Consider the following 26518-nt stretch of genomic DNA (forward strand, 5'->3'; position numbering starts at 1 on the left):
CGCAACAGGCGGACATAATCGGAAACAGATCCCATTTTGCCAGCCAGGGCACCTGAGGGCGAACGCACGGGGCTATCAGCACCCTCATATCCCCCCATAAATAACTTCCCAGGCGACTTTCAGTGCCGCAGCTCCGCGCCGCGAAGCACACCTCAGTGGGCAGCTGGAACCGGGATCCCCACCACCGGTGAACTGCCCACCGCGGCGGGTTGCTTCGGTGGGCGCAGGCCACTGGCCAGCACGGCGCCCACCACCGCCACCACGCAGAACAGCAGGAAGGGGCCGGTCTGTGTGAATCCGAGAGCGATGACCATGCCGGTCAGGGTGGGGCCGAGGATGCCGCCGAGGCGGCCCGCCCCCAGGGCCCAACCGACGCCTGCCACCCGGGCGGCTTCCGGGTAGGCGGCGGTGGCCCAGCTGTTGATCAGGGTCTGGGTACCCACCGCCCCATAACCGGCCAGCGCAGCGCAGAGCAACAGCGTGGATTCGCCGCGGAGGAAAGCAAAGGCGCCGACCGCCACCGCCCCGAGGAGGAAGGAGGCGGCCACCACCGGCCGGGAGCCGAAACGGTCCGCCAGCCAACCTGCCAGGACCCCACCGACAATGGCACCCAGGTTGAAGGTCAGCAGGAACACCAGGGAGGAGGTCACCCCGTGACCATTTTCCCGCATCAGCGCCGGCAGCCAGGTATTCGCGCCATAGACGAAGAGCATGGCGCAGAAGGCCAGCGCCCAGAACAGCAGGGTGACCACCCGCCAACCCGGGGCGAAGAGCGGTGCCAGTGCCTGCATCGCGCCACCCAGCTCGGTTGGGGTGCTCTTTTCCCGCGGCAGCCAGAACAGGATCGCCGGCAGGATGGTGATCAGGGGCAGGGCACCCATCAGGTAGACGGCATGCCAGCTGAAGTTGGGGATGAGCACCATGCCGGCGAGAGCGGCAGCGACACCACCCAGTGGGAAACCGGACTGCATGATCACGTAGACCAGGTTGCGGCGTCCCGCTGGAGCGGCCTGCTGGGTGATTGCCGCGGCGATCGGCAGCGTGGCACCCAGTCCCAGGCCGGAGAGGAAACGCAGCGCCAGGAACCAGCCCGGACCGGGTGCCAGGGCGCAGGCCGCCATGAAGATGGAGAACCAGGTGACACAGGCCGCCAGCACGGTGTTCCGGGACCAGCGGCTGGTCAATGCCCCGGCACTGATGGAACCGAGCAGCATGCCGATCAGGGGTGCGGAACCCAGCAGTCCCGCCTGGGTGGCACTGATCCCCCATTCCGCGCGCAGTTCACTGAGGGTGGTGCCATAGGCGACCAGGTCATAACCGTCAAAGGCCACTGCGGCACCGCAGATCAGCACGGTGCGCCACAGGGCGGGGTTGTCGGTGCTCAAGATTTCTCCTCCAGGAGCTCAATGAATAGTTGGGGGTTGTGGCGCAATGCGTCATGGTCACCGTTGAGGGTGACCTGGTGGAAAGCTGCGGTGGTGCGCTCCGCCCAGCCCGCCATGTCGGCGGTGGTGGCGGCCGGATCATGGTCACCGCAGAGGGTGAGGATCGGGGCGTCGATAAGCCCGGTGGCCCCGCCCTGGGCACCGAGGCGGAGGTCGGCGCGGGCAACCTTGAGGATCAGCTCGGCCAGCTCCGGATGGGCCAGCACCTCCGGTCGGGTGCCACCCAGCCCCAACAGCCATTCCTTGAGTTCTTCGTCGGTGGTGGCATCACCGTCCGGGGCTTTGGGGGAGGTTCCCGGCGGGGTGTTATTGCGGGCCGAAAGCACCACCCGGGCGGGACTCAGATCCAGTCGCTGCAGTCCCAGGGCACTTTCAAAGGCCAGGGTGGCACCGAGGCTGTGCCCCAGGAAGGTGGCCTGCCCCAGGTTGGGGAGCAGCGCCAGGTGCGCGGTGATCTCCTTGAGCAGTTCCGGTCGGGAGGTGGCGAAGGGTTCCCGGAAGCGGCTTTCCCGGCCCGGGTACTGCACCGCGCTCACCGCCCGATCCTGAGCAAGGAAGCGGAAGTAGCTGGCTCCGGCACCGGCTGGTGGGAAGCAGATCAGGGGGTTCTCCCCCGCAGAAAGCTCAACTAGTACAGCTGTGCTCATACCAGGACCTCCCCGAGGTAACGCAACTGCGCCGGTGCCACCAGCTGCGGATGGGTGACATCCAGACGATGGACCCTTAACTCACCCAGGAAGGGTTCCCAGGCCTGCTCGTCCATGTGCTGGGGGTTGCGTTCGGCCTTGAACATCTCCACCTTCAGGTCGCTGCGGCGGGTGCGGTGAGACTTCATCAGAGCCGCATTGTGGCCGATCAGCCTGATCACCCGGCGCAGGGTCTGGTCCCCCAGTTGGGCGAAGGCGGATCCCGCCGCGGAGATCCGGGCGATCACCCTCTCCAGGTCCAGCTCCTCCCCCGGGTGGGCATCCGTGCCGGCCATGGTGAGAACCCCCTCCAGCAGTTCCCACTCGGTGGGTGCGGGGAGGCTGCGCCAGAGTTCCGCCGGGTAGGCATCCAGCAGGCAGAGTTTCCGCACCTGCGGGGCCCCGGGAAGTTCCGCCAGCACACAGGAGAGTTCCTGGGCGAGTACCCCTCCCACGGACCAACCGACCAGGTCAATCTGCGGATGACCCAGCTCGCACAGGGCCTCCGCAACCTCGGCAGCCTCCTGTGCCAGAGAACTGGCCTGGGGCCCACCATCCAGGCCCGGAGACTGCACCGCGATCACCCCCCGCACCTGGTCGAGGAAGGGCAGCAGCCCGGTGTAGGACCAACCGAGCCCACCTGCGGGGTGTAGGCAGATCACCGGCACCCCGGAGGTGTGGGCGCGCAGGCTGAGCAGCCGTGCCAGACCCAGCTGTTCTTCCTGCCCCAGGGCCGCGAGCAGTTCCCGGGGGCTGTGAGCGGCGAAGACATCGGCGATGCCAACTGTCACCCCGAGCTGTTCACTCAGTGCCACGGCCAGGCTGACCGCAGTGAGCGAGGTGCCGCCGGCCTCGAAAAAGCGGGTCTCCGGCCCCACCGCCACCCCACCCAAAACCTCCGAGAAGATCTGGCACACCTGTGCTTCTTTTTCATTGCTCGCTTCGCCGAACTCTGCCCTGATTTCCGCTTCCGGCAGCTGGGAGGTGTCGAGCTTGCCGTTGCGGGTCAGCGGGAATTCCACCAGCTTCACGACGGCCGCGGGAACCATGTAGGCAGGCAGCAGCCGGGCACATTCCTCCCGCACCGCCGCCGGGGTGACTTCGCCGGTGACATAGGTGATCAGGGCAGCAGAACCGGCCAGCTGCTTCAGCAGGGTGACCGCACCGCTGACACCCCGGGTTCCGGCGGCTGCCGCGCTGACCTCACCAAGGTCGAGGCGTTGGCCGCGCAGCTTCACCTGACCGTCACGACGACCGTGGAAGAGCAGGGTGCCCACCGGGGTCCAGGAGACCAGGTCACCGGAATCATAGAGGCGGCCACCAGCCACATAGGGATCCGCCCGAAATTTCTCGGAGCTGAGCTCCGGTTGCCCCAGGTAACCCAGGCCCACCTGGATTCCGGCGATCATCAGACGGCCCGGGTAGCCGATCGGCTGGGGGTGGTCGGCATCATCGAGGACGTAGAGGCGGGTGTTGTCCACCGGCCCGCCGATCGGGGTGAGCCCCTCATCCAGCTGGCAGGCATGGGCGGTGACATCAATGGCGGCTTCCGCCGGACCATAGAGATTATCCAGCTCCACCCCCAGTACCCGGAGGGTGCGGCTGGCCAGCACCGGGTCCAGGGCTTCCCCGGAGGCGATGACCTGACGCAGGGCGGGCAGCGCGATCCCCTCAGCCTCAACCACCGCCACGAAGGCGGAGAGTGCGGAGGGCACGAAGTGGGCGACCTCCACCCCGGTCTCGATCATCTGCGCGGCCAGAACCCGGGGATCCAGGTGGGAATCCGGGGTGGCCACCGTGATGGGGCAGGCATGGGTCAGCGGCAACAGCAGTTCCCAGACCGAGACATCGAAGGAGATCGGTGTCTTCTGGATCAGGGTGGTTGAGGCGTTGATCCCCAGCCGGCGGGTCATCCACGCCAGGCGATTGACGATGGCACGTTGCCCCACCGCCACCGCCTTCGGGGTTCCGGTGGAGCCGGAGGTGAAGAGCACATAAGCCAGCTCATCCGGACCGGGCCGGACCGGCGCAAAGTCCGCGGGGGCGGATGCGGTGGTGACATGGACGCGATCCTCGGGCAGTTCAATTCCGGGGAGCTGGCCGGGGAAGGGATCCCCACCATGGATCACCCCCACCGCCCCGGACTGCTCCAGCATCACGCGGCGACGCTCCTCAGGCAGATCCGGGGAAATGGGGACGAAGGCCGCCCCGGCGCGCACCACCGCCGCAACTGCGATCAGGAGGGCGGGGCTGCGGTGGAGGTGCACGGCGATCACCTGGCCGGGGTGTAGTTGCAGCTGGGTGATCAACTGCGCCGCCAGGCCATCCACCTGGTGGTCGTAGTCGGCCCGGTTGAGCTGTTGTTCCCCGAAGTAAAGTGCGGTGGCCTGGGGATCGAGGTGCTGCCGGGCGCTGTCGATCAGGCCTGCCAGGACCTCGGTTTCTAATTCCCGGGTGGTGTCATTGAAACCCTCAATCAGGGTTTCCTGTTCGGTTTCCGTGACCATGGGAAGCTCGTCGAGGTTGAGTTCAGCACCCTGGGCCACGACCCGGGCGAGGAGATCTGCCAGGCGGGTGGCGTGGGCGGAAAGTTCTTCCGCCGGGTAGCCGGAGGTGGCCAGCAGCTGCACCATCAGTCCCCCGTCTGCCAGCATCTGGTAGATGATCTCCACATCACCGACCGGGCCGACCGCAATGGACTGCAGGGTGGCTTGGGCCTGGGCGAAGGGGAAGATCACGGAGAAGGGCCGGATATTCACGTCCGCTCCCCAGAGCCGGGTGTCCGGATCGGCGATCCGCAGGTCCCGGCGGAGCCATTCACTGCGGTAGGCGCCGTGGGCTTTGACCTTGGCCATGGCTGCGGCGGTGTCCCGGGCCTGCTGTGCCAGGGTGCGTCCGCGGGGGCATTCCAGCCTCAGGGGCAGCACATTGGCCTGCGGTGTCAGTGCCACCCTGGCCCCCATGGGACGGTTGAGCATCGGAAAGCCGAGGGTGTAGTCTTCACTGCCGCTGAGTCGGGCACCGTAGACGGCGGTCAGGGCGGTGAGCAGGTCAGCTTCGGAAAGAGTGAGTTCCCGGGCGAGTGCCCGCAGTCCACGGCGTACCTCCGGGGAGACGGAGGCCAGGCCATGGGCGCGGGCATTTTCCTTTCCGGTGGCGGGGCGCAGGGCAGGTGGATTGGTGCTTAGGGGTTGGGTTGCCCAGAATTGGCGGTCGGCGGTGAAACCCTCGGAAGCCTCGTATTCTGCGGCGAGGGTGAGGGCGGTGTGATGTTCTGCGAAGGGAGGATCGCTCACTTCGCCCCGGGTGTAGGATTCGGCGATCCAGCGGATCAGGGCATGAATGGCGAAACCGTCCCCGATCACATGGTGGATCCGGGTCAGCCAGAGGATCTTCCCCGCCTGCCGGATCAGGTGGTTGCCGGCCAGGGTCCTGCCCTTGAGGGGGCCGGTGAGCTCGATGGCGGATTCCGCCCAGGTGACCGGGTCAGTGTCCACGGGAAGGTCCAGGACCTCCACCTCGAAGTGGTGGGGATGGGGCACCTTCCGGGGTTGTCCGTCCTCATCGAGGATGTACTCGGATTGGAAGGCTGCAAGCTGGTTGAAGCAGGTGGTGATGGTGGCGGCCAGGTGGTCGAGGTCCACTTCACCGGTGAAGTTGAGCAGCTCCGCACACTGGTACTGGCTGGATTCCGGTTCCGCCAGGTGGCCATAGAGCACCGCTGTCTGTCCCGGGGTCAGGGTGGCGTCCGCAGTCAGGGTCGGGGACATTCTCAGCCCTGCTCTACGTTGAGGTGTTCCAGCCATTCCCCGAGGGTGCGCAGGGAGAACATCTCGTAGTAATCGATCTCCACGCCCGCTGCCCGCCAGTCCTCGACCAGGGTCATCAGACGCAGGGAATCCAGGCCGTGGTCGGCCAGAACGGTGTCCGCGGAGAGGCTTTCCGGGTTGGTGTCGGTGATGGTGGCGATATCGCCGATGATGCGTGCTTGTTCAATCATGGGTGCGCTTCCTTGTGCTTGCTGAATGTTCTGGGGTGGGGGTTCAGACGCGGCTGAGCCATTGGCTCAGCTGCAGTCGCAGGGCTTTACGGCTGACCTTTCCCACCGCGGTGGCGGGGAAGGACTCGGCGAAATCGATGCGGTCCGGGAGTTTGAACTCCGCAACCCCACGGGAGCGGAGGAAATCCCGGATCTCATCACCGCCCGGGGCGGTGGCGGGGGTGTTGACAAGCAGGTAGGCGCAGGTCTGCTCACCCAGGTAATCATCGGGGATGCCGACCACGGCGGCATCCAGGATCAGGGGGTGGGCCACCAGGTCATTCTCGAGTTCCTCGGCGGAGATCTTCTCCCCCGCCCGGTTGATCTGGTCCTTGACTCGGCCCTCCACCACCAGGTGTCCGCTGGGGAGCTGGCGCACCACATCACCGGTGCAGTAGAAACCGTCCTCGGTGAAGCTCTCGGCGGCGATCCCCTTGAAATAACCTCGGATGGTGTAGGGCCCGCGGGTGTAGAGCACGCCCCGCTCCCCCGGTTCCACCGCTTTACCCTCCGGGGTGAGGACGCGGATCTCATCATCCGGGGAGATGGGGCGCCCCTGAGTGCCCGTCACGATCTCCTCGGAATCCTCGGGCCGGGTGTAGTTGACCAGTCCCTCCGCCATACCGAAGACCTGTTGCAGGCGGCAACCCAGTTCCGGGGTGACCCGCCGGGCGGCCTCGGCCACGAATTTTGCGCCCCCGACCTGCAGTACCTCCAGGCTGGAGATATCGGCTTCGATGCGGGGGCGGGCCGCCAGCCAGCTCATCGCCAGGGGTGGGACCAGGGAGGTCAGGGTGATCTTCTCCTCCTCGATCAACCGCATCCCGGTGGAGGGGGTGGGGTCCGGGCACATCACGCAGGTGCCACCCGCCCAGAGCACGCCGAGCACACCCGGGGAGCTCATCGTGAAGTTGTGGGAGACCGGCAGCACCACCAGCATGCGGGTGTGTTCATCCAGTTCGCAGATCCGGGCGGATTCGCGCACCGAGTAGAGGTAATCGGCGTGGGTCCGTGGGATCAGCTTCGGGGTGCCGGTGGTGCCACCGGAAAGTTGCAGGAAGGCGAGGGATTCCGGGGCCACCTCGACGGGTTCCGCCAGGTGGGTGGACTCATGAAGTTCGGCGATGCTGCGGTGTTTGCCGGGGTCTTCATCGGCGACCCAGATATGGGCATTCGTCTCCAGCTCATCAGCCATCTCGCGGTAGTCGAAACCGGCGTGACGGCCAGCCACGATATAACCCTTGGCTTCGGATTCCTTCAGGAAGTGCTGGATATCGGCGCGGCGGTGAGCCGGGAGGGTGAACAGGGGGATCGCCCCGATCCGGAAGATCGCGAAGACCGCCACCAGGTAGTCCACGGTGTTGGGCAGCTGGAGCACCACCACATCGCCTGGGCCGATGTCAGCCGCCCGGAGGCCACCGGCGAAGCGGGCGACGTGTTCATCGAACTCGCGGTAGTTCAGGCGGTGGTGCCGGCCCCGGTAGTCCTTGCCGATCACCGCCTCATTCCGGGCGAAGCGGGTCGCCGCCCGGGGGAGGAAGTCGGCGAAGGTCTCCTCATTCCAATAACCCACGGCGCGATAGTGGGCGGCAAATTCCTCCGGGAAGTAGCGGACTTCTTGGGGCATGGTGTGGTGCCTTTCTGATGGGTGGGAAGTGCAGCACAGGAAATGTCCGTATGCGTTGCCACCGGAACAATAACAAATAGTTAAGTTAGCCTGCCCTTTTTTAGGGCAGCCTCAATTTCACACCCCATATGGCCCACCAACCAAGTCTGTGACCTCACCTGGGGGTAACCAGGGAAGGTGACCTGCACCAACAGGATCCGATCTACCCCAGGGGGCGCGAACATGAAAACGCCGAGGGGCGCTGAACCAGTGATGGTTCAGCGCCCCTCGGCGACTGATCAGACCCGCTCTTTAAGCGATGTCCTTCAGGATCCCTGCGTTACTCCGCGTCGGTCGACAGGGCTGCGACGAAGGCCTCCTGCGGGACCTCCACCGAGCCGATGTTCTTCATGCGCTTCTTACCGGCCTTCTGCTTCTCCAGCAGCTTGCGCTTACGGGAGATGTCGCCGCCGTAGCACTTGGAGAGAACGTCCTTGCGCAGGGCGCGGATATTCTCACGGGCGATGATCTTGGAGCCGATGGCCGCCTGGATCGGCACCTCGAACTGCTGACGGGGAATCAGTTCCTTCAGCTTCACGGTCATCTTATTGCCGTACCACTGCGCATTGTTTTTGTGGACGATCGCACTGAAGGCATCCACCGGTTCGCCCTGCAGCAGAATGTCGACCTTGACCAGGTCAGCCTCCTGCTCGCCGGACTCCTCATAGTTGAAGGAGGCATAGCCCTTGGTCCGCGACTTCAACATGTCGAAAAAGTCGAAGATGATCTCACCCAGGGGCATGGTGTAGCGCAGCTCCACACGATCCTCGGAAAGATAGTCCATGCCCCCCAGCTCGCCGCGCTTGGTCTGGCACAGCTCCATGGTGGTGCCCACGAACTCCGCGGGAACGATGATGGTGGTCTTCACCATCGGCTCGAAGACCTGCGGGATCTTGCCACCCGGCCAGTCCGAGGGGTTGTGGACGCGGACATGCTCACCGGATTCAGTGACTACGTGATAGTTCACTGAAGGTGCGGTGGAGATCAGATCCAGGTCAAACTCGCGCTCCAGGCGGTCACGGGTGATCTCCATGTGCAGCAGACCCAGGAAACCACAGCGGAAACCGAAGCCCAGGGCAACGGAGGTCTCCGGCTCATAGGTCAGGGAAGCATCATTGAGCTGCAGCTTCTCTAGGGCGTCACGCAGGTCCGGGAAATCGGCCTGGGAAATCGGGAAGAGACCGGAGTAGACCATCGGGGTCGGCTCCGCATAACCCTGCAGGGGTTCCTCGGCACCGCCGGCGGCCCAGGTGATGGTGTCGCCGACCTTGGACTGCCGGACATCCTTCACACCGGTGATGATGTAACCCACCTCGCCGGGACCCAGGCCCTCACACTTCTTCGGGGTGGGGCTGACAATGCCCACCTCGAGAGCCTCATGGACCGAGTCAGAGGCCATCATCCTGATCTTCTGACGCGGCTTCAGGGTGCCGTCGATCATCCGGATATAGGTGACCACGCCACGGTAGGTGTCATAGACCGAGTCGAAGATCATCGCCCTGGCAGGGGCTTCCTTGCCGTACTCGGAGGTCGGTGCCGGGATCAGCTCAACGATCTTATCCAGCAGAGCCGGCACACCTTCGCCGGTCTTGCCGGAGACACGCAGCACATCCTCCGGCTCACAGCCGACGATATTGGCGATCTCCAGGGAGAACTTGTCCGGATCAGCGGCCGGCAGGTCGATCTTGTTCAGCACCGGGATGATCGTCAGATCATTTTCCATGGCCAGGTAGAGGTTGGCCAGAGTCTGCGCCTCGATGCCCTGCGCGGCGTCGACAAGCAGGACCGCACCCTCACAGGCCTCGAGAGCGCGGGAAACCTCATAGGTGAAGTCGACGTGGCCGGGGGTGTCGATCATCTGCATGACGATCTCCTCCCCGATGTGAGGACCACTCCGCGGCACCCAGGGCAGCCGGACGTTCTGCGCCTTGATGGTGATGCCACGCTCGCGCTCAATGTCCATGTTGTCCAGGTACTGTTCGCGCATGTCGCGGGCAGCCACAACATTGGATAGACCGAGGATACGGTCCGCAAGAGTGGACTTGCCGTGGTCAATGTGGGCGATGATGCAGAAGTTACGGATCCGCGAAGGATCAGTGAACGTCTTCTCCGCATAATTGCTGCTCATATGTGTGGCGGCACCTTTCTATATATCTTTTTCAACCCTACCCGACTAGGGGGGATTGCTTAACCAGCAGTTCCACATCGCTTCCCCGGGGATGCCGAAGACGATCCCCCCTGGGACGTCCGGAAGGGAAGCGGTGAAGCCCGACACAGCCATGGGCACGTGGCAGTTCCCCCACCCCAACCCCCCAAGGTAGTGGGTGCAAACCCACCATAGGGCGACCCCCAGCACCCCTCAATCTCACCCCCTCCCCTTGAACAACATCCCCCCCCTGACCTGCTGATTCATTAAAGGAAATCAGCCCCCGTCACGTTTTCCCTGAGGGATGCGATGAAAATTATTGAGTAGGGTGGCCACTATGAGAAACTGGTCACAGAACATGGGCTTCCATGAAATCCATGACAGCCAGCGCTAGATAAGGGTAGAAGAGCATGGGGCTCAAAGACGGTATCCACAACCTCCTCGGCAAATTGCGGGAGAGGTTCAGACCCACGGCACCGCCCCCCACGGAAAGTCCCCTGGAACTGGGTCTGCAACGACTGAACGACCGCCTCGGACTGAATAACAATGATGATGTCGACCCGGAGCTCAGGGCCGCCACCGCAATCCACGTCGAGCCCACCGACCAGATGGCGAGAAGCATCTTCTACGCCCCGGACATGGACGGGCAGGCGGACCCCGGCGAAGTGGTCTGGATCTGGGCGCCCTCCGACGGCCCCGATAAGCCGCTGCGGGAACGCGCGCTGCTGGTGGTGGGCCGCACCCGGCACACCATCCTCGGCCTGTTGATCTCCCCCAACCCCGAACATGACGGCGAGGAGGGGTGGATGGACATCGGGGCCGGCGAGTGGGACACCTCCGGACGCCAGTGCTGGCTCCGCATCGACCGCGTTGTCGAGGTTTCCGAACTGGGCATCCGACGCCAGGGCGCGATCTTCCCCCGCCGCCGCTTCGAACGGGTGGCCAACCGCCTGCGCAGCCGTTACGCCTGGGGCTGAAACACCTTCAGAACCTTCGGAGCTGAACAGAGGTTATTTGGAGCTGTCACCCAAGGCTGCTAAAATTTCCGCTGTTATTCACTTTCCGGGTGTGTGGGTCGGGGCGGGCAGGACCTTGGGTCCGTTCATCGAATATCCACACCGAGGTATCACGTCCCAGGACGTTCGATAACCGGGACATGTCCGGCCGGTGGTTTCACCACACCAATCAATCCGATTCCAAGAGGTATTTAAAGATGGCAAACATCAAGTCCAGCCAGAAGCGCATCCTGACCAACGAGAAGGCCCGCCAGCGCAACCAGGCTGTCCGCTCCGCAGTCCGCACCGAGATCCGCAAGTTCCAGGCCGCTGTCGCCGAGGGTGACAAGGCCGCTGCTGAGACCCAGCTGCGTTCCGCTTCCCGTGCACTGGACAAGTCCGTCTCCAAGGGCGTGTTCCACCGCAACAACGCCGCCAACAAGAAGTCCAGCCTCGCAGCTGCCTTCAACAAGATGGCCTAAGTTTTAAGCCGTCTGTTCAACAGACTTCTTCAGCTCACCCCCCTGCCGCCGGTTCTCCGGAAGGCAGGGGGGTGAGTTTTTTGGCCGGGAATCCCGGGGAGAGGCCCGGGAACACAGGCGGGCCAGGGGTGGGGGCGCAATGGTCCTCAAACCGCGGTCCCTCTAGCCCAGCAGTTCACTCACCCCGGCGAAGATCAGCACTGAACCCGCGATGAGGAAGAACACACCTGCCCCAAGATCAACCCAGGGGCCAGCCTTGAGGAACATGTTGCGCATCGCCTTGGTGCTGATCACCAGGGAAATAATGGTGAAGAGCACACCCGCGGTGACAATGATCGTCGCCACCGCCAGCACCGCGGCCACCACACCCGGGCTGGGTGGGAGCAGCGGCGCGATCAGGGCCGCGAAATAAAGCACCACCTTCGGATTCGAGAGATTGGTGATCACACCCTGACGGTAGGCCTGCCAGATGGTGCCGAAGACCTCTTCAGCATCGACGATGATCAGGTTCGGGGTGCGCAGCTGATCCAACCCGGAACGCAGCATCCCCTGCCCCATCCACAGGAGCCAGGCGCCACCGGCCACCTGGATCAACCCGAGAAGGGAAGGGTAGGCGTTGAGCAGGGCGGCCGCACCCAGCACGGTGACACTGGACCAGAACAACAGTCCGGTCAGGATCCCGGCGGTCCCGGCCAGGGCGTGCCGACGGGAGCGGGTGGCGAACCTGGTGACCAGGAAGATGTCCGGCCCCGGGGTGATCACCCCCATCATGTTCATCAGTGCCAGGGCACCGAGTTGGCTGAGATTCACTCCCCCGCCCCGAAGCGGGTGAGCAGATCTTCACGCCCAAACATCTTTGCGCAATCCACTGCGGTGGGGTGCCCCGCCAAGGGGTCTGCCCCAGCGAGGATGAGCTGTTCGATGACCAGATCCTCACGCTTGAAGATCGCACCTGCCAGCGGGGACTGACCACGCTCGTTGAGCTCATTGACATCCGCGCCCCGGGCGATCAGGGCCTCGAGCACCTCGGTGGCCCCGTTGTAGGCGGCGAGCATCAGCAGGGTGTTGCCCTCCTGGTTCCGCAGATTCACATCAACCCCCTGGTCAATATAGGCCCCCAGGGTGGCGGCGGCCTCCGCCCCTTCGGTGCGGGCGAGTTCAAAGAGTTTGGTGACCAGCTGCTGGACATCCTCCGGCAGCTCATTGGGCTGATTCTGGGTGTTTTCCATGCCCCGTATCGTACTGTTGTGGTGCCGGGAACGTACCAGGGACCGCCCTCTCCCACCGGTCCGACCCCTCCCGCTTTGCGACGCGCCCTTCTCCTACCGCCGGGACCGGGGCCGGGCAGGGCCGGGCAGGTGGCCGGGTCGCTATTTTTGCGCCAACTCCGCGATCTGCCGCACCGCCGCCTCAATCTCATAGTTCTGGTCGCCGCCCTGTCCCTTCACCGCCGAGTCCAGCTCCGCTATCAGGATGACCGCATCGCTGATCGCCTCCCCATTCCACTTCCGGGCTACCTTCACCGTCTTCTCCACCACAAAGGGATGCATCCCCAGAGTGCCTGCCAGACGACGGGAATCACTGCCCCGGGAGGTGTAGAGCCGGGCGATCGCCCCCACCTTCGAAGCCAGGGCCGCGGCCAGTGCCACCGGTGAGGTACCCAGCTGCAGGGCACGCCGCGTGCTGGCCACCGCTTTGGCGGTCTGCCCGGTGACCGCCAGGTCCGCGATATCGAAACCGGACACCTCGGCGACACCGGCATGATACTCGCGTACCTTCGCCGCGGTGACTGCTCCACCGGTGTCAGCCACCAGCTGGCTGACCGCGGAAGCCAGCTCCCGAAGATCAGAGCCCACCCCTTCCAGCAGGGCCTGGACCACATCCGGGGTGACCTCCACCTCATGGGAACGGAACTCATTTTTCACCCAGCCGGGGCGCTCCCGATCCTTGAGTTCCGCCACCTCATAAACCTGGTTGGCCACCTTGCGGTACTTGGGCAGCATGTTCTTGGTGCGCCCACCACCGGAGTGCATGATGATCAGGTAGATACCCGGCGCCGGATCCAGGGCCGCCTTCAGCAGCAGCTCCGCCGGTTCCTTTCCCGCCTCATCGGTGTTGGTGAGCACGATGACACGGTCCTCGCCGAAGAGGGAGGGACTGAGCAGCTCCAGAAGCTCCGGGCCGGTGATGTCACCGGCCCGCATGGTGTTGACCGGCAGGTCAGCTCCCTCCGGGATGCTTGCCCGGATCGCGGAGATTATCTGGTTCCTGGCACGCTCCGCGAGGAACTCCTCGGTGCCTTCGATCAGGTGGACGGATGCCACGGGGTTGCTCATGGCATATATCGTGCCACACCCCCTCTTTCCGGCTGCGCACCGATAAACCCGGGGTGGGATTCCATTTCCCTCGGCTTTCTTCATAACCGATATCCTGAGGACAGTTCATTTCGACCTTCCCCCAAGCCGAAACCACCTTTCTAGAAACGGCCGTCCGCAGCATGCTGCTTCCCATCCTGGTGGAGACTGACCGGCCCATCCCGATTGGGGAAGAGCACTGGGATCCCCTCCCCCGTGTACAGCGGAAGCAGGCTGGGTTCACCTCCCCCATCCTGCACGATGACCACCTGGGTTCCCACCGGCACCGGCGCAATTCCAGCCTCGCTGTCGACCACATGCTGCTGCAGCTGTGCCAGCGGGATTTCCGGGGACCGGAAAAACGATGGCTGGATTCCCGCCACACCGGCACACAGGTAGCAGGACAGCAGACCCCCGAGCACCTTGCGGGGATGGTGGTGGAGAAAGGCTGCGATCAGCCAGCAGCAGAAGAGCAGCACCCACACCGGACCCACCCAGCCATCCGGGGTGTCGATGGTGGCTGAGGGCAACTGCGCACACCAGGCGGCGGTGTGGTGGATCCACCAGGTACAGGGTTCCACCACTTTCAGGGGCCACCACTCCAACCCACCTGGCAGCAGGCTGAGACCCGCAGCCAGCAGCCCGAACAGGGTCACGGGTGCCACTGCCGGGCTGACCAGCACATTGGCTAACACCGCCACCAGGGAAACCCGACCGCTCATCATCGCGATCAGCGGCATGGTCACCACATCAGCAGCGATGGCCACAGCCAGAGCACGCACGAGGATCTCCGGCCACCTGGTCGGCGCCAGGACGCGGGCCAGCAGTGGGCTCAGGGCTACGATGCCGGCGGTGGCGGCCACCGAAAGCGCGAAACCATAGGAGACCGCCAGATCACTGTCATAGAGCAGCAAGGCACCCACCGAGAGGCTGAGAGCATGGATGGGTTCCATCCGGGCGGAGTTGAGCACCGCCAACAACCCCACCACCCCGGTGACGGCGGCGCGCAACACACTGGGCTCAGTTCCCACCAGACAGACGAAGAGCAGCAGGGCTCCACCTGCGGCGCAGGTCTGGATCCTGGGGCCGAGGGTGAGCCAACGGCACAGGAGGATGACGGTGGTGGTCACGATCATCACATTGGAACCGCTTACCGCGCTCAGATGGGAAAGCCCGGTGTCCAGGTAGAGCTGGTTCTCCACTTCCGTCTGCAGGGAGGTGTCACCGAGCACCATGCCGGGCAGCAACCCCTGGGAGGAGGGTCCCACGCTCTCCATCACCGCGGTGGAAAAACACTCCCGGACGTGCGCGGCGAAGGCACTCATCCCACTCGCCGGGTGTGCCATCTCAATTTCAGTGGCCAGGGCGAGTACCTCCCCCAACCCGGGGCGCTCGGAGTCCTGCAGTCGGACCGGCAGGTGCACCAGGGCCCCGGCCACCGCCTCTTCGGGTAGTGCCGTGGTCTTGAGCAGGGTGGGCACCGGTGTCGGATAGTCGTCCACTCGGATCCGGAGTATCCAGGTCCCGGGGTTAACCTCTGCGGGGCTGCCGACCAGCCGGCCTTTCAGGGTGTCGCCGAGTTCTGCGGCCGCCACTGCGCTGAGCCTGGTGTGGACGAATCCGCTGGCCACTGTTCCGGTGCTGCCGAGCAGGAGTGCCTGCCCGGGGTGGCGCAGTATCAGGGCGATCAGGACGGCCAGCAGGACCAGGCCGAGGCTGGGCCAGATTCCCCGGGTGAACAGCGCCAGGAGGGTCAGTGCCCAGAGCAGGAGTGCCGTGGGTACCAGGCGCAGTTCACTCATAGTGTTATCTGTTCCCTGATCGCCTCGAATTTGGCGGGCCCAATGCCCTTGACCTCCTGGAGTTGTTCAATGGTGTGGAAACCACCGATCGTTTCACGGTGGGCCAGGATCGCTGCTGCGGTCTTCTCCCCCACCCCGCTCAAGGTCATCAGCTCGGCTGCATCCGCGGTGTTCAGGGACACCTTCCCTGCCGCTTCCTTATCGGGGAGATCATTGTCGTGCCCGGTCCCGATCACCCCGGAGACGGCCCCGTTCGAGGAGGCCCCCGGCGGGGAGGAAGCACCTGCAATGCCGGGTCCGGGTGCTTCTGGAAGATGAGTGCTCACGTGGACCTGTTCCCCGTCGTTGAGTTTCTGGGCGAGGTTCAGGGACTGGAGCTGGGCTTCTTCCCGGGGCACCGCGATCGCCAGGGCGTCGGCCACCCGGGCGCCTGGTGCCAGGGTCACCAGTCCGGGGTGCAGCACCTCGCCGACCACACTGACCACCACATCCGCTTCCTGCTGCGGGGCCGGGGAGCCGGTCATGTCAGCAGGGCCGGTGGTTGGCATTCCCTGCTCCCCGAGGTCTTCGCTGAGGCTGCTCGCCAGGGCGTCGTCGGCTGCCGGGGATTCCAACTGCGATCCGATTGCGGCGGGGGTCGGGGTGTGGGGTTCCGGGTTCATCCCCCGGATGCCCAGCCAACTGAAGAGTGCCAGCAGGAGAAGAACCGCCAGGGCTGCTGCCTCCTTGACTCCCACCCGCAGTCTGGGGGTGGGATAGTCCACGTTCATCAGTTCCTCTTCCCCGGTGGGGCGGGTGAATTCGCGGAGTCTGTCCATGATTGCGCTCATGTCGCTGAAGCTAGGGGGTGGTTGGAAAAAGTGCCATTGTGCAGCTGAAATGGCTGTGGATAACTTCTCCTTCCAGGCCGCGGCTGTGGAGAACCCGACCTTTCGGGCGTGAGCGGGTCAGTTCAGATACCCGTTTGCGGGTTCTCGGACAGAGGTGGGAAAGCTTCCCACCTCGGTCCGGTGCCTGTGCTTTGATGGGGTGCAACCCCCTCGGAATTGAAGGAGCCGTTTGTGACGTTTTCTGCAGCACAGTCCCCGCAGCCTGATTTTGATCCTCAGGTCGTGGCTGCCGCAGCTTTCCCGGCGGTCAGAATGGTGCTGGCTCATCATGATTTCCATACCTTCAGCGGCCGTCCCTCTGCTGCTGAGCTGTTGCGGGGAGAGGCCGCCGGGGTGGCCACCTCCCCGGAGGAGTTGATTGAGGCCGCCGCACATCAGCCGGAGGGGTTGCCGCTGAAGTTCTCCTCCCTGACGGGTGAAAGCGGCCCCCTGTTCCTGGGGTTGGGGATCTCAGCGGCATTCCTGCTCACCGCCCTCCCCCTCTCCGGTGGGAGGGTTGGGCGGGACATCCCAGGCTGGGTTCGAGGGGCCTGGGTGACGGGTTCGTTGCTTCCCGGGGCGTTGGGTGTGGGTGTCAGTCTCAAGGGGTTGCTGCGCGCGGCAGGGAGACCCCAGCTGCAGATCACGCAATCCCGTCAGGCTCTGGAGAAGGAGTTGGGTACCACCCTGGAGGAACTGCCGGTGCTCTATGTGGGCGAGCAGTCACTGTCCGCTGAGGAACGGGTTCTGCTACGCCAGCTGTGTGGTTTTCACGGCATGCTCAGGGAACGGGGTTGCCCGATGCCGACCGCCGAGTGGAAATCACTGAGCGAGGAGGCGTTGGCGGCATTGCGGGCTTATCGCTGCAGCGAGGACCATGCTCCTGCCCGACGGGTGGGCGCCCTCATCGATGAGTGGGTCAGCACCGCCGAGAACAGCAGCCGCTAGGAAAACGGGCAGCGGAAAAGAGCCGCCCCATTCTGGGGGATCCGGAACCAGCGTCCCACCGGGGGAAACCCCCCGGGGAGAAGCTAGTCGGCTCCCTCGGGGTGGTCCCCGAAGATCACCGACACCCCGACGGCCCCATCACCGGTGTGGACCGCAAGGGTGTCCTCCAGGTCCAGGATCATGAAACTGGATCCTTCGGGCAGTGCCTCTGTCAGCATGTCCTCCAGCTTGTCCGCGGATTCGGGGGTGTTGCGGTGTTGGATGGCCACGAAGGCGGGTTTCTCGGTGCCGCGTTCCCGCACCAGTTCCACCAGTTTGATGAAGGCCTTGACCTGGGTGCGGGTGATGCCCGCCAGTTCCAGTCGACCATTGTTGACCTTCATGATCGGTTTCGTGGCCAGGGCGGTGGAGAGTACTGCGGTGGCGGTGGAGATCCGGCCGGATTTACGCAGTTCATCCAGGCGGTGGAGGTAGATCCAGGTGCCGGAACGTTTGAGGGTGTCCTCCGCGATGTCCTGGCATTCCGCCAGGGTCGCACCTTCCAGGGCAAGTTTGGCGGCTGCCATGGCGGCAGCCCCCACCGCCATTCCCACCGACGCGGTCTCGATCACCTTCACCGTGTCATCGAAGACGGCGGCCGCGGTCACCGCAGCGGACCAGGTGGAGGAGAGTTCCTTGGACAGGTGGAGGGCGAGTACCCCATCATCTCCACCGCGTTCCAGCTGGCGGGCATAAGCCGCGGTCAATTCCAGGGAGGACAGTCCGGAGGTGGAGGTTTCCTCACCCCGCATGACGTGGAGGTCCACCACGGTGATGTCGAGTTCTTCGATGACCCCCGCCGGTAGCCCGGCGGAGGAGTCGGTGACGATGCGGACCGCCATATCAGGCCCCCACGTTCCAGCCGTCCAGGTACCACTGGGCGTCGTTGACGTTGCCGCTGTGGAATCGGGCGCTGAGGGGGTCCGGCTCGGATTCTCCATCGGCATCATTGCTTCCCGGGAGGAAACGTGGGCGTGCGCTCAGCCGGGAGGAGTTGGTGTTTCCCAACCCGGAGAACATGGGGTACTGGGACACCTCCAGGCCCAGGAGGCTGGAGGTGAGTGCGGAGATGGTGCCCCCGTGGGCAACCACCAGGACAGCGGAATCATCCCACTGTTGGAAGTCGCTCATCAGCTCCTCGATGACGGGACGGGCCCGTCTGGCGACCTGCACCCGGGATTCCCCGCCGGGCGGGGCCCAGGTGGCGTCATGGCGCCAGAGGGCACGTGCCCCGGGGAGTTCCGTGTCGACCTCGGCATGGGAACGTCCCTGCCACTGCCCCAGGTCGGTTTCCCTCAGGCGGCGGTCGGTGCTGACCCCGATGCCGAGAAATTCGGCCACGACGGTGGCGGTGTCAAAGGCCCGGGTCAGGTCGGAGGAGATGATTCGGGAGATGCCCTCGGAGCGCAGCAACTCTGCGGCTCGCTGTGCCTGAGCCCGACCGATGTCGGACAGATCGGTATCCAGCTGGCCCTGCATACGGCGGGTCGCGTTGTATTCGGTCTGCCCGTGTCGGAGCAGGATCAGGCGGCGGGTCATTCCTCTTCAACCTCCGGCTCCTGCTCGGCGAGGGGGATCTCGTCGATGGAGCTGACGTTGCGGACATCAACTTCATCGCCGAATTCACCGGGGCGGCTGGCCTCGGGCAGACCCTCGATGGCGATGACCGGGCAGTCACGGTAGAGGCGGTCCAGGCCGTAGAATTCACGCTCGGCCTGACGCTGGACATGCACGACGACAATGCCGTAGTCCAGCAGCACCCAGCGGTTCTCGCGGTTTCCCTCACGGCGGATCGGCTCGATGCCGGCCTCGGTGAGCTTCTCCTCGACTTCTTCGACGATGGCGCGGACCTGGCGCTCAGTGTCTGCCGAGGCGATCACGAAAGCATCGGAAATCGCCAGGACATCAGAGACGTCCAGCACGATGATGTTGTCGGCCTTCTTCTCATCGGCGGCCAGGGCCGCGATGGTGGCCAGGCGCAGGGATTCTTGGGTAACAGTCACATGGGTCCTTTACTAGCTTGTGGTTTCGGATCCCCCGCGGGTATGCGGGCAGATACGAGTTATCCACCAGTTTTCCACGAATGCGCCGGTTTCTCCTAGTCACGGGCTAAAGTCGTGGGTTTTCCCACCCAGATTAACCCGCTCGGTCACCTCCGCGCTCCCCGAGGCGGCACCCATCCCTGCCGGGATCAGCTGGTGTGCGGCTCCGGGGCGGCGGCGTAGAGATCACTTTTGGCGATGTACTGGACCACCCCATCCGGCACCAGGTACCAGACGGGGCGCCCCTCGGCGGCACGTTTCCGGCAGTCGGTGGAGGATATCGCCATGGCCGGGATCTCCACCAGGGAAACTCTTTCCCGGTGGATCTCGGGGATGATGTCGGTGTGCAGCTCATAACCGGGCCGGGTGACCCCGACGAAGTGTGCCAGGTCGAACATCTTCTCCCAGTCCCGCCAGGTGATGATGCTGTGCATCGCGTCTGCCCCGGTGATGAAGTAGAGCTCGGCCCCGGGATAGTGGGCGGCCAAGTCCCGGAGGGTGTCCACCGTGTAGGTCGGCCCACCACGGTCAATGTCGACCCGGCTGACGGTGAAACGTGGGTTGGAGGCGGTGGCGATCACCGTCATCAGGTAGCGGTCCTCCGCCGGACTGACCCTCCGCTCCGCCTTCTGCCAGGGTTGGCCGGTGGGCACGAAGATCACCGAGTCCAGGTCGAAACGGTTCGCCACTTCACTGGCCGCGACCAGGTGTCCGTGATGGATGGGGTCGAAGGTGCCACCCATGATCCCGAGGCGGCGGGGCCGGGTGCTGGTGGAGGCGGAAGTGGAGTCGCTCATGGCCCGGAAGTATATCCGCGCCGGGGGCCGACAGTATCGGGGGTGCCGTCCCCTCCCCACCCCCTCCCCCTGGGGCCGATGGCTTCCCCTCAGCGGACCTGGTCGACCCATTCTCCCAGGGCATCGGCCAGTGCCAGCTGTCCGCTGTCACCGAGCTGGCGGAAGTAGTTGGCGTGGGGGCCACCGCCGTCCTCCTGCAGGGAACGGCTGACCGCCTGCGGGGAAGGATCACAGACCAGGTCATCGGGAAGACAGTAATGGATCCGGTTGGGGGTGTGGGCGGCAGGCTCAAACCAGTGCAATGCCCCGGTGGTGTACCCCGGCACACCGATCACCTCCGCCCCGGTGTCACGGAGGAAGGGGCTGCCGAGGTAGACCGCCCCGGCGAGCTGATCCCGCTCGGCCAGCCACTGCTCCTGCTGGGGCAGCACCAGGGCCCCCAGGGAGTAGCCGAAAAGCAGGTACTTCGGGGTGCAGCCCGTGTCTGTCTCATAGGCGGTGATGGCCTGCCTGGGGCCTTGGGCGCCGGCTGTCATGGCGCGTCGTACACCGGCGGCCACCGCCGGGACCAGCTTTCCGGCGCTGCTGAACAGGTCGCTCAGCTCCCCGTCCTTGCCCTCCTCCGGCAGGGGGATATCGGCCGGATAATACTGCTCCGGCACCCCGTGGACCTGCACATCATCAAGAAGAGAAGCTCCCCCATGGGTCTGCCGGTAGCGTTGCTCCACCAGCTCCAGGTAGTCACCGATCCGGGTGCTTTCCCGGCCGTTGGACCAGAAGCCCGCTGCGCCGCCATAGCGGCGGGGCTCGAAACTCGCTTCGGCATCATTGCCGCGGGCGACCAGCAGCACCACGGCCGGGCAACTACCCATCAGCTCCCCGGCTGACCCGGCCGCGCTTATCGACGCCCCGGTCACCGGGGGCGTCGTCAAGCACCAGGTGGTGAGTACTGCCACCAGGACAGCCCCGAGTTTTCGCATTGCCCAGCTCCTTGCGCAGAGATTTTCACCATCACTGTGGCCAGGGTATCCGGGGCGGTGGATCTGGGGGCGGGGTCAGTTCCCGCGTACCTCATCCACCCAGGTGGCGAAGGTACGCAGCACAGCCTCATCATCGGTGCGGTGTGCCGGATTCTGGGTGAAGTACTGCAGGTGGGTGCCCATGATCCCGGAAGCAGCCACCGAGGAGGTGGCCAAGCGCAGGTCACAGACCAGGTCCTCGTGGAGGCAGTACTCCACCCGGTTCTCGGTGGCTGCCAGCTCCCCGGAGGTCGGTCCCTGGATCCGCAGCACCCCGCCGCCCTTGGCTCCCTCCCCGACCAGCCAGGGGCTGCCCGTTTCCAGCAGGGGGTTGCCCAGATAGATCGCCCCGGCCAGGGTACCGCGCTCCGCCAGCGATTCCTCCGCATGCGCCAGGGCGGCCGCCCCCTGGGAGTAGCCGGCCAGAATGTACTGCGGGGAGCAACCGGTGTCCTCCACCATCCCCACCGCTGCCTTCACCCCTTTGGTGCCTCGTTCCACACTGTCGAAGAAACCGCTGGCGGTCTCCTGGATCACCTGTCCTGCACTGCTGCCGGCATCCGAGAGATCCTGGGTGGGGCGGATATGGGTGGCCGGGTAGAGACTTTCATCCAGTCCCAGCACATAGACATCCTCCATCAGGGACTGCCCCGGATGATCCAGCTGGTACTGGGCCTCCGCAGCGTGGAAGAAGCGTCGCCAGGTCTCCGCCTCCCGACCATTGGAGACCCAGGGGGCGTTGTCGGAGTAGCGAGTCGGCACGAGAACAAAGTTCTGTCCGCTCCCCCGCCCCGTGATCACCACCACCGCGGGGCAGACCCCGGATTCCTCAATTCCGATGGCTGGTTCGTAGTAGCCGATCTCCACCAGCTCATCGATGAAACCGGCCATGATCAGCTTCTCCACATACCCCAGTTCCACCAGACGACGCAGATGTCCCTCAGCCACCAGCCGGGCAATATTCCCCGCGTCGACCTGCTCATGCAGGTACCTGTCCCGGCGTTCCTGATCCGAGGAGCTGAGCCACTCCGAGAAAGCGGAGAGTTCAGAACTGCTCTGCGAGCTGCCGGAACTGCCCAGACTGCTCAGCGAACTGCCGGGCCCGGACTGGGCGCCGGCCATACCTGGGGTGGTGGCCAGCAGGGTGGCGCTGAACAACACCGCAGCCGCCGCAACCCGTTTCTTCACATTTCCCGACATCACAGGCTCCTTCGTCTCATTCCCAGGACCGTGCGGGAGGCGATCCGCCCTTCTACCCCAGTCTCAGGCCCATCATAGAACGACCCTCTGGGACAGCGTCCGACATGGGCCGGAAATCTCACAACACCCTGTCGCCGCCCCGGATTCCAGTGGCGGCGGCCCGCAACCGGGCGCTGAGCAAACGGCGGGAACGGGAAATATGCTCCTGCAACAACCGCACCGCCAGGGCTTCCGACCCCTGCGCAATCAGCTCCAGCAATAATTCATGTTCCTGGGCGATGGCCCCCTCCTCCAGCAGGGTGGCACCCTGAACCTGGATCATGCACAACCTGATTTCATCACTGAGCCCCCGGTAGATGGCGGTGGTCCGGGCACTGGCCAGGGACTCCACCAAGGCGGAGTGGAAGCGCACATCAGGTTCGACCAGCTGGATCGGAGCCACCCCGGCCAGGGAGCGGATCTCAGCATTGGCTTCCCGAGCTGCCTCCGGCACCATGCGGAGCTGTGCCAGTCGACGCACCACCTCGGATTCGATGAGCTCCCGGGTTCGGTAGATATCCTCCACCTCCCCGCTGCTCAGCACCGTGACCCGGGCACTGCGGTGCGCCTGTCGGCTCAGTAACCGGGAGGAAACCAGGGTCTCGATGGCGGTTTTGGCGGTAGCCCGGGACACCTCATATTCCGCCGCCAACCAGACCTCCCCGAGCGGGGTACCCGGGGGAAGTTCCCCGGTGAGCACCCGACGCCGCAGGTCCGCACCGACCTGTTCCGCGGCGGAATGAACCATCTCCGCAACCATCTCCGCTCCCCTCCTCAAACTGTGCTGGTTCCTGTTCCCTCTCCCCAGGTTCCACCCAGGGGTTCCCCACCCCCTCGAAATTCCCCGGGGGGGGGAGCTCGAGGAAGAAGAGGCCAACCTCCCACACACCTCACAAATGTGACTTGACTCACCCCTAAAGCTATTTCATACTTGTTGAACAATCCAGTCATATTGCTGAACAACTTTTCCAGGCACCTCCCCAACACCTCCACACCCCCGGACCGCCCCACACCAGACAGGGACCACAACCATGTCGACCGCCACCGCATCCAGCGCCGCACACCACACCCCGCACAACAGCATCCCCGACCTGCAGGCCCCACCCCTGGACCAGCGCATCTGCGAGGCGGTCGCCGACCCGGAACGAATCCGCACCCGCCTGATCGACCGGGTCGCCTACGCCAGCGACGCCTCCCACTACCACCAGACCCCGCAGGCGGTGATCATCGCCCACAGCGCCCAGGAGGTGGGGCAGATCCTGCGGGCCGCCCGTGAGAGCCACACCCCGGTGACCCTGCGCTCCGGTGGCACCAGCCTGGCCGGTCAGGGCAGCACCGAAGGTCTGCTTATCGACGTCCGGAAAAACTTCCGCGCCATCAAGGTCCTGGATGGCGGCACCCGGGTCTGGACCCAATCCGGCGCAACCGTCCGACAGGTCAACGCCCAGCTGGCCCCCTACCGCTCCAAGATCGGCCCCGACCCCGCCAGCGAGGGAGCCGCCACCATCGGCGGGGTGATCAACAACAACTCCTCCGGCATGGCCTGTGGCACAGAGTTCAACACCTACCGCACCCTGGAGTCCATGGAGTTCGTGCTCAGCAGTGGGACCGTGATCAACTCCGCCGACGCAGATGCGGAGACCAGGCTGCGGGCGCTGGAGCCGGAACTTGTGGAATCCCTGATCGGACTGCAGCGCAGGGTACGTTCCACCCCGGAGTCGGTGCGCATCATCAAACGCCAGTTCGCCATGAAGAACACCATGGGTTATGGTCTCAACGCTTTCCTGGACTTCGATAATGTGCTGGACCTGCTGGTCCACCTGATCATCAGCTCCGAAGGCACCCTCGCCTTCGTCTCGGAGGCCATCTTCCGGACCGTCCCCATCAGCCGCCTGGCCACCACCACCCTCGCGGTCTTCCCCACCCTGGAGATCGGTGCCAGGGTGCTGCCCGCCCTGGTGGACACCGGGGCCGCCACCCTGGAACTGATGGACGCCACCTCCATCCGGGTCGGCCAAACCCTGCCGGACACCCCGGCGGCCATCAACGGCTTCGAGGTGGACCAGCAGGCCGCCCTCCTCATTGAATACCACGCCGATGAAGAGGAAGAGCTGACGCAGCTGACCCGACTCGGCACCGAGGTACTCGGCGGGGTGGAACTACACTCCCCCGCCACCTTCAGCCCGGATGCCGCCAACCGCAACTCGGCCTGGAATTTCCGCAAAGGTCTTTATGCCAGCGTTGCCGGGGCACGTCGCCCCGGCACCACCGCCCTGCTCGAGGACATTGTCGTCCCCGTCCCGGACCTGGCCGCAGCCAGCCAGTCCCTGCAACAGCTCTTCAAAAAACACGGCTACGAGGACGGCGTGATCTTCGGCCACGCCAAGGACGGAAACCTCCACTACGTGATCGGGGACCGCTTCGACACCGAGGAATCCCTGCTCCGCTATGAAACCTTCATTGACGGGATGGCCGAGATGGTGTGGGGCTTCCACGGCAACCTCAAGGCCGAACACGGCACCGGACGCGCCATGGCACCCTACGTCCGCGGTCAGTACAACGATGAGCTCTATGAGGTGATGCTCGAACTCAAGGCAGCCATCGACCCGGGCCTGATGCTCAACCCCGGCGTGATCCTGGACGAGACTCCCGGCGCACACATCCGGAACATGAAGGTCACCGAAACCATCGAGGCAGAGGCCGAACGTTGCGTGGAATGCGGCTTCTGCGAACCGGTCTGCCCTTCCCGGCAGCTGACCCTGACCCCGCGGCAACGGATCGTGGTCCGCCGCGCCGAAGCCAAAGCCCGGGCCAGGGGTGATCAGGCCTTCATCGAGGAGCTGGAGAAAGACTACGACTATGACGGGATACAGACCTGCGCGGTGGACGGCATGTGCCAGACCGCCTGCCCGGTGCAGATCAACACCGGCGACCTGGTCAAAAGGTTGAGGCAGGAAAACCGGGGCCGGATCGAGGATCTCGGCTGGGACCTGGCCGCCCGAGCCTGGGGCCCTGCCACCCGCATCGGTGCGACCGCGCTGCATGTGGCACAAAAATTACCCACCCCCATGGTCCGGGGCGCCAGCGAGATAGCCCGGGGTGTGATGGGCACCGAGACTGTACCCCGCTATGAGGCTGGACTGCCCGCCGGTGGCAGCGCCCGCAGGGGTCATGAAGGTTTCTTCGGGGCCGCGCCGGGTCCCGACACCACAGTTGCGGGGGTGTATCTGCCGGCCTGTGTGAACTCCATGTTCGGCCCCGAGGAGGGTGAGGTTGGAGTCACCGAGGCCTTCCGGAAGCTCCTGGTCGAGGCCGGGGTGACCCTTCTGGTACCGGGTGGAGTGGAGTCGATCTGTTGTGGCACCCCCTGGTCCTCCAAGGGGATGGCCACCGGACATGAAACCATGGCCGCCAGGGTGCGTCACTTCATCCGTCATGCCACCCGGGAAGGTGAGTTGCCGGTGATCAGTGATGCCGCCAGCTGCACCGAGGGTTTTGCCAAGATCCTGGCTGAGGAGGAGGTGGCGGTGCTGGATGCGGTCTCTTTCACCGCCCACCATCTGCTGGGTGCCCTGGAGGTCACCGATCCGCTGCCGGAGCTGGTGCTGCACCCCACCTGCTCCTCGAAGCATCTGGGATTGGACGGGGATCTGCAGCTGGTGGCGCAGGCGGCCGCGGCGCAGGTGCACACCCCGATTGCCTGGGGTTGTTGTGGTTTCGCCGGGGACCGCGGGATGCTGCACCCCGAGTTGACGGCCGCCGCCACCGCCCCGGAGGCCGCTGAGGTCGCGGAGCTTGGGGCGGGGGCACATGCCTCCTGTAACCGCACCTGTGAGATCGGGATGAGCCGGGCCACCGGGCAGCCCTACACCCATGTTTTGGAGGCCCTGGCCAAGGCTGTTGCCCCAGGGGGCCTGACATCCCCGCGTTAGGAAACCCGGGATCTTAGG

General features: G+C 64.9%; 22 protein-coding genes. 4 read left to right on the plus strand and 18 right to left on the minus strand.

Going from position 1 to position 26518, the window contains the following annotated elements; all coding sequences use genetic code 11:
- Positions 1-152: 152 nt before the first annotated feature.
- The 6 genes from COCCU_RS10370 to lepA form a co-directional block, all read right to left on the minus strand.
- Positions 153-1385 carry an MFS transporter gene (locus COCCU_RS10370; RefSeq protein WP_231598742.1) on the minus strand — a complete coding sequence of 411 codons (1233 nt, stop codon included), beginning with the start codon at positions 1383-1385 and terminating at the stop codon, positions 153-155.
- On the minus strand, positions 1382-2092 hold the full coding sequence (locus tag COCCU_RS10375; protein ID WP_156231438.1) for a thioesterase II family protein: 711 nt from the start codon (positions 2090-2092) through the stop codon (positions 1382-1384). Before COCCU_RS10375 ends, COCCU_RS10370 begins: the two co-directional genes overlap by 4 nt.
- On the minus strand, positions 2089-5901 hold the full coding sequence (locus COCCU_RS10380; RefSeq protein WP_197088343.1) for a non-ribosomal peptide synthetase: 3813 nt from the start codon (positions 5899-5901) through the stop codon (positions 2089-2091). Before COCCU_RS10380 ends, COCCU_RS10375 begins: the two co-directional genes overlap by 4 nt.
- A 2-nt stretch (positions 5902-5903) precedes the next feature.
- Positions 5904-6131 carry a phosphopantetheine-binding protein gene (locus COCCU_RS10385; RefSeq protein ID WP_156231440.1) on the minus strand — a complete coding sequence of 76 codons (228 nt, stop codon included), beginning with the start codon at positions 6129-6131 and terminating at the stop codon, positions 5904-5906.
- A 43-nt stretch (positions 6132-6174) separates the two neighbouring features.
- The gene (locus COCCU_RS10390; protein ID WP_156231441.1) at positions 6175-7797 is read right to left on the minus strand and encodes a (2,3-dihydroxybenzoyl)adenylate synthase; all 1623 of its coding nucleotides are present in this window, start codon (positions 7795-7797) and stop codon (positions 6175-6177) included.
- A 319-nt stretch (positions 7798-8116) separates the two neighbouring features.
- The gene (gene lepA, locus COCCU_RS10395; protein ID WP_156231442.1) at positions 8117-9964 is read right to left on the minus strand and encodes a translation elongation factor 4; all 1848 of its coding nucleotides are present in this window, start codon (positions 9962-9964) and stop codon (positions 8117-8119) included.
- Positions 9965-10392: 428 nt separating this feature from the next.
- Here lepA and COCCU_RS10400 point away from each other — a divergent pair, with 428 nt between their 5' ends.
- Together COCCU_RS10400 and rpsT are read left to right on the plus strand one after the other, a co-directional pair.
- Positions 10393-10959 carry a type II toxin-antitoxin system PemK/MazF family toxin gene (locus COCCU_RS10400; protein ID WP_231598743.1) on the plus strand — a complete coding sequence of 189 codons (567 nt, stop codon included), beginning with the start codon at positions 10393-10395 and terminating at the stop codon, positions 10957-10959.
- A gap of 236 nt (positions 10960-11195) precedes the next feature.
- Complete coding sequence (gene rpsT / locus COCCU_RS10405) at positions 11196-11459, plus strand: 30S ribosomal protein S20 (protein ID WP_156231443.1); 264 nt, start codon at positions 11196-11198, stop codon at positions 11457-11459.
- A 162-nt stretch (positions 11460-11621) separates the two neighbouring features.
- Here the strand turns inward: rpsT and COCCU_RS10410 are convergent, their stop codons facing one another.
- The 5 genes from COCCU_RS10410 to COCCU_RS10430 all read right to left on the minus strand — a co-directional run bounded on the left by COCCU_RS10410 (position 11622) and on the right by COCCU_RS10430 (position 16445).
- Positions 11622-12269: a LysE family transporter gene (locus COCCU_RS10410; RefSeq protein ID WP_156231444.1), complete on the minus strand. Its 648-nt coding sequence runs from the start codon at positions 12267-12269 to the stop codon at positions 11622-11624.
- The gene (locus COCCU_RS10415) at positions 12266-12688 is read right to left on the minus strand and encodes an ankyrin repeat domain-containing protein (protein WP_156231445.1); all 423 of its coding nucleotides are present in this window, start codon (positions 12686-12688) and stop codon (positions 12266-12268) included. The genes COCCU_RS10410 and COCCU_RS10415 overlap by 4 nt, the downstream gene beginning before the upstream one ends.
- A 141-nt stretch (positions 12689-12829) precedes the next feature.
- Positions 12830-13795 (minus strand): DNA polymerase III subunit delta, encoded by a 966-nt coding sequence (holA, locus tag COCCU_RS10420; protein WP_156231446.1) that lies wholly within the window; start codon positions 13793-13795, stop codon positions 12830-12832.
- Between the two features lie 140 nt (positions 13796-13935).
- Positions 13936-15615, minus strand: a complete 1680-nt coding sequence (locus COCCU_RS10425; protein WP_156231447.1) for a ComEC/Rec2 family competence protein — start codon at positions 15613-15615, stop codon at positions 13936-13938.
- Positions 15612-16445 carry a helix-hairpin-helix domain-containing protein gene (locus tag COCCU_RS10430; protein WP_156231448.1) on the minus strand — a complete coding sequence of 278 codons (834 nt, stop codon included), beginning with the start codon at positions 16443-16445 and terminating at the stop codon, positions 15612-15614. The genes COCCU_RS10425 and COCCU_RS10430 overlap by 4 nt, the downstream gene beginning before the upstream one ends.
- Positions 16446-16676: 231 nt before the next feature.
- Between COCCU_RS10430 and COCCU_RS10435 the strand changes: the two genes are divergently transcribed.
- On the plus strand, positions 16677-17432 hold the full coding sequence (locus COCCU_RS10435; RefSeq protein ID WP_156231449.1) for a hypothetical protein: 756 nt from the start codon (positions 16677-16679) through the stop codon (positions 17430-17432).
- 83 nt (positions 17433-17515) lie between these two features.
- Here the strand turns inward: COCCU_RS10435 and COCCU_RS10440 are convergent, their stop codons facing one another.
- The 7 genes from COCCU_RS10440 to COCCU_RS10470 all read right to left on the minus strand — a co-directional run bounded on the left by COCCU_RS10440 (position 17516) and on the right by COCCU_RS10470 (position 23328).
- Positions 17516-18313 carry a DegV family protein gene (locus tag COCCU_RS10440; RefSeq protein WP_156231450.1) on the minus strand — a complete coding sequence of 266 codons (798 nt, stop codon included), beginning with the start codon at positions 18311-18313 and terminating at the stop codon, positions 17516-17518.
- A 1-nt stretch (position 18314) separates the two neighbouring features.
- Complete coding sequence (locus COCCU_RS10445) at positions 18315-19010, minus strand: histidine phosphatase family protein (protein WP_156231451.1); 696 nt, start codon at positions 19008-19010, stop codon at positions 18315-18317.
- Positions 19007-19474 carry a ribosome silencing factor gene (gene rsfS / locus COCCU_RS10450; protein WP_156231452.1) on the minus strand — a complete coding sequence of 156 codons (468 nt, stop codon included), beginning with the start codon at positions 19472-19474 and terminating at the stop codon, positions 19007-19009. Before rsfS ends, COCCU_RS10445 begins: the two co-directional genes overlap by 4 nt.
- Before the next feature lie 188 nt (positions 19475-19662).
- Entirely contained in the window at positions 19663-20310 is a 648-nt protein-coding gene (gene nadD / locus COCCU_RS10455) for a nicotinate-nucleotide adenylyltransferase (RefSeq protein ID WP_156231453.1), read from the minus strand.
- An 89-nt stretch (positions 20311-20399) separates the two neighbouring features.
- Positions 20400-21290, minus strand: coding sequence for a hypothetical protein (locus COCCU_RS10460; RefSeq protein ID WP_156231454.1), 891 nt, complete (start codon positions 21288-21290; stop codon positions 20400-20402).
- Between the two features lie 75 nt (positions 21291-21365).
- The gene (locus tag COCCU_RS10465; RefSeq protein ID WP_156231455.1) at positions 21366-22529 is read right to left on the minus strand and encodes a cutinase family protein; all 1164 of its coding nucleotides are present in this window, start codon (positions 22527-22529) and stop codon (positions 21366-21368) included.
- 118 nt (positions 22530-22647) lie between these two features.
- A complete protein-coding gene (locus COCCU_RS10470) occupies positions 22648-23328 on the minus strand; it encodes a GntR family transcriptional regulator (protein ID WP_156231456.1) in 681 nt (226 codons plus the stop codon).
- 271 nt (positions 23329-23599) lie between these two features.
- Here COCCU_RS10470 and COCCU_RS10475 point away from each other — a divergent pair, with 271 nt between their 5' ends.
- The gene (locus COCCU_RS10475; protein WP_156231457.1) at positions 23600-26500 is read left to right on the plus strand and encodes an FAD-binding and (Fe-S)-binding domain-containing protein; all 2901 of its coding nucleotides are present in this window, start codon (positions 23600-23602) and stop codon (positions 26498-26500) included.
- The last annotated feature ends 18 nt before the right edge of the window (positions 26501-26518 follow it).

Origin of the sequence: Corynebacterium occultum (genome assembly GCF_009734425.1) — a bacterium.
GTDB classification, from domain to species: domain Bacteria; phylum Actinomycetota; class Actinomycetes; order Mycobacteriales; family Mycobacteriaceae; genus Corynebacterium; species Corynebacterium occultum.